Raw genomic sequence first — 3329 nt, forward strand, 5'->3', positions numbered from 1 at the left:
TTCCTGATGAGCCTGACCAGCCAGCGCTTCACCGCCACCCAGTACGCGCTGCTGAGTGCCTTCGCCTCGGTCGGCCGGGTCTGGGTGGGGCCGCTGGCCGGGGTGCTGGCCGAATCGATCGGCTGGCCCGCCTTCTTTCTGCTCTCGACCGTCCTGTCGATCCCGGCCCTGTTGATGCTCTGGCGCCTGCGTGCGAGCATCCAGGCCCTGGCACCCGACCCCGGTGCCGCCACCGCGGACGACTGAAGCCGCCTGTCCTGCCATGCCTGATTTCGACACCCACGCCGACATTCCCCTGCCCCCCCTGGCCCACGGCCGGGGCTGCCACTGCCCCTTGCACCAGCGCCGCCGCGTGGCGGCCTGGGCCGGCCTGGGCGCCGGCGCCAGCCTGTTGCCCGCCAGCGTGCTGGCCCAGCAGGACGACGGTGTGCGCCAACAGGTGGGCAAGGAATCGAAGTTCACCCAGCTGGTGCCGGCCGAGCAGGTGGAGCAGGCGGCCCAGCAACAGTACACCCAGATGAAGCGGGAGGCGCAGGGCAAGCGCGCGCTGGCGCCGGACAGCCACCCGCAGGTGATCCGCCTGCGCGCCATCGCCCAGCGCGTCATTCCCTACACCTACGCCTGGAACCCCCGTGCCCGCGACTGGAAGTGGGAGGTCAACCTGATCGGCTCCAAGGAGCTCAACGCCTTCTGCATGCCCGGCGGCAAGATCGCCTTCTACTGGGGCATCCTGCGCCAGCTGCAGCTCAGCGACGACGAGGTGGCGATGATCATGGGCCACGAGATGGCCCACGCCCTGCGCGAACACGCCCGCGAGCGCATGGGCAAGAGCTCGGCCACCCGCCTGGGGGCCAACCTGATCAGCTCGCTGCTGGGCCTGGGTCAGCTGGGCGATGCGGCCCTGGGCATGGGCGCCCAGCTGCTGACCCTCAAGTTCAGCCGCGAGGACGAGAGCGAGGCCGACCTGGTGGGCCTGGACCTGGCCGCCCGCGCCGGCTACGACCCCCGCGCCGGCGTCAGCCTGTGGCAGAAGATGCTCAAGGCCAACGAGGGGGCGCCGCCGGAATTCATGTCCACCCACCCGGCCGGGCCCACCCGCATCGCCGACATCGAGAAGACCCTGCCCAAGGTGCTCCCGCTCTTCGACAAGGCGCCCAAACCGCCCGAGCGCTTCTCACCGCCCACGGCCTGAGTCCGGGCCGCTTGGTGAGGACACCACACAGCATCCTCAGAGGAAGGGACGGCGGATTGTTGAAAGCATCTGGATACAAAGCTCCCCCGGTAGATTGGGCCGCGGCCTGCCGGAAAGCAGGTCCCTGCTGCCCAACCCATTCCCCCAATCTGAGACGAGGTTCCAAGTGTCCACTGGCATGTTCCACACCTGCGTGCTGCGCTTCAGCGGCAACCCGCTGACTTCTTCCAGCCCCCTGGGCGGCGGCACCCTGCTGCCCACGGCAGCCACCGACACCTTCACCTGGTACTCCGCCGCAGCGGAACTGGCCAACGCCAAGCTGCTGGTCAAGCCGGTGTCGGTGCAATGGGTGATGTTCGATGCCCAGGACGCTGCCCAGCGCTGGGTCGCCTCGGCCGATGGTCAGAGCGTGCTGGCCACCAGTTTCATCTCGGGCTACTTCGATGACAACAGCACGCTGCCCCTGGCCCTGCTGGTGCACCGCTGGAAGGCCTGGACGGGCACCCAACCGTCGATGCGTTGCGCCAGCTGCCCTCCTAACACTCTGTCTGGCGGCACGCAACTGCCGGCCTTCGTGGGCACGCCGCTGAACAGCCTCACGGCCAGCCCGCCGGTGGAAACCTCGCTGCTGCACTTTGCCGATGCCACCGCACTGGCCACCTACGTGGGCAGCACGCAGGGGCAGGCTTACCTCGCTAACACCCTGTGCGCACAGCACCTGACCAGCTGACTGCGCCGGCCCATTTGTGCAAGGCATGGCCCCCGAGACCGTGGACCGGCAGGGGGCTGGCAGGGCTGTTGGTCCTGGGACTGGCGCTGACGTGGCTCAGTGCCGGTTCGAGCCATGCACGCACCCTCTCCGTTCTGGTCTTGAGCACCCTGGACCCACGCATGGACCAGCCTGTGATGGCTGCACTGGAGCGTGAGCTGTCCCCCCTGCAGCGCCAGGGTCACCAGCTGATCCTCGAACGCGGCGGACTGACGCCTGAGGCCAGCGACGCCCACAGCCTGCTTCAGGTAGAGCAATGGCTGGCACGTCGCCATTGGGACCTCGTCGTCAGCACCACCATGTCACCGGTGGCAAAGGTCCGCAAACTGGATCACAACATCCCGGTGCTCTTTCGCTCTGCTGACGACCCCCGCTCTTATTGCCTGGTTCACAGCCTGCGTCAGCCAGGCACACCCACCACCGGCTTCACATCCGCGCTGCCTGGCTGGGCAAAGATGGCCGAGGCGCTCCATCTCGCCTTTCCGCGCATTCGGGGCATGACCCTTCTGGTGGACGGAACCCGGGAAGAATTCGACCCAGCCTGCCCTGGCGTGGACATGCCGCCCTGCCGCCCTGGTCTGATCCCCCCGGACGAACTGCCGCAGGCCCTGGGCAGTTCTCAAGATGACGCAGGCCTGCGACTGGCCGCCCGACGGACCGGACTGCCGCTGCGCTATGTGAGGTTCTGCCAACTGGAGGACATTGCGCACCTGAAGGCCTGGTTGCCGGCCGGGCAGGGGGTGTTGGTGCCAATGGCCTACCTGACCTACTTCCACCGCCAGCGATTGGTACCGGCCTTGCAGAGCCTGGGCCTGCCGGTGGTCTATGACTCGCGCTACCTGCTCCAGGCGGGCGGGCTGATGGCGGTGAAGACAAGCACCGAGCCCCCAGAGCAGCCCCGCGGCATCGAGCTGGCCCGGCGCATCCTGGAAGGCGCCGACCCATCGCGCATCCCCATCCAGCGCCCCGAGGGCTTCGAGTTCATCATCAACCTGCGCGCCGCCCGCACCATGGGCCTGGTGCCCTCCAAGGCGGCCCTGCGCACGGCCGACCAGCTCTGGCGCTGAGCGTCCCCACCGTCCATGGCCCGGCAGTACCCCCCTTCGTCTGACTCGCCGCCCTCGGCGGGCGCCTCGACGGCAGCACCCAGCCCCCCACCGCGCTCGCTGTGGCGTTTGCGCCTGTGGCGCAAGCAGGTGCGCGCCTTTGCGCTGCTGGCCGTCCTCAGCATCCTGCTGTTCGGCGGCATGGAGGTGTTCTTCAGCTACCGCGAGGCCATCCGCAACCTGAGCCTGAACCAGGCCCTGCTGGCGCGCGAGGTCAATGGTGCCCTGCGGGCCGAACTGGGCTCCATCGAGCGCCATGTGC

The 3329-nt window shown here is 68.5% G+C and carries 4 protein-coding genes and 1 pseudogene; all 5 read left to right on the plus strand.

Annotated elements, in window-relative coordinates:
- A pseudogene (locus tag I73_RS25500) lies at positions 1 to 246 on the plus strand (MFS transporter); the annotation flags it as partial.
- A gap of 16 nt (positions 247 to 262) precedes the next feature.
- On the plus strand, positions 263 to 1192 hold the full coding sequence (locus I73_RS02370) for a M48 family metallopeptidase (RefSeq protein WP_022979152.1): 930 nt from the start codon (positions 263 to 265) through the stop codon (positions 1190 to 1192).
- A 166-nt stretch (positions 1193 to 1358) separates the two neighbouring features.
- A complete protein-coding gene (locus tag I73_RS02375; protein WP_159105828.1) occupies positions 1359 to 1922 on the plus strand; it encodes a hypothetical protein in 564 nt (187 codons plus the stop codon).
- A 161-nt stretch (positions 1923 to 2083) separates the two neighbouring features.
- Entirely contained in the window at positions 2084 to 3028 is a 945-nt protein-coding gene (locus I73_RS02380; protein WP_022979154.1) for a hypothetical protein, read from the plus strand.
- Positions 3029 to 3043: 15 nt separating this feature from the next.
- Positions 3044 to 3329, plus strand: a 286-nt coding sequence (locus I73_RS25505; protein WP_148289654.1) for a hypothetical protein, incomplete at its 3' end; no start/stop codon positions are given.

This window comes from Ideonella sp. B508-1, from assembly GCF_000333615.1.
Taxonomy (GTDB): Bacteria; Pseudomonadota; Gammaproteobacteria; order Burkholderiales; family Burkholderiaceae_C; genus Ideonella.

Coding starts and splice junctions, on each gene's coding strand:
- I73_RS02380 (WP_022979154.1), top strand. CDS start 2,084: ATGGACCAGCCTGTGATGGCTGCACTGGAGCGTGAGCTGTCCCCCCTG.
- I73_RS02370 (WP_022979152.1), top strand. CDS start 263: ATGCCTGATTTCGACACCCACGCCGACATTCCCCTGCCCCCCCTGGCC.